Annotated in this window: 1 pseudogene; it reads right to left on the reverse strand. The window is 36.5% G+C overall.

Going from position 1 to position 282, the window contains the following annotated elements:
* Nucleotides 1-282 (reverse strand): annotated as a pseudogene (locus tag ACG916_RS21620) (TonB-dependent hemoglobin/transferrin/lactoferrin family receptor); the annotation flags it as partial.

The following is a 282-nucleotide window of genomic DNA, read 5'->3' on the forward strand; positions in this document are numbered from 1 at the left end:
GCGTAGGCTGTCCCACGGAACATAATTGGTATTAAAGAGGTTAAATATTCCTGCTGATAGTTTTAATTGTGAGCCTATTTTTTTACTGCCATAGACATCATAGACATAGGCTGATTTAGACCTATCAATATGTTTGTAAGGCGCTATATACTCCTGATAAGGTGAATTAAAGCCATTAGATTCTAAATTAACAACCTTTGCATCATTGGGATGCTTTCTGCCTAAATACCTCAGGTTTCCTGATAACTGCCAATCTTTTTTAGAGGATTGATACCCTATACC

Origin of the sequence: Acinetobacter legionensis, assembly GCF_048552295.1 — a bacterium.
GTDB lineage: Bacteria > Pseudomonadota > Gammaproteobacteria > Pseudomonadales > Moraxellaceae > Acinetobacter.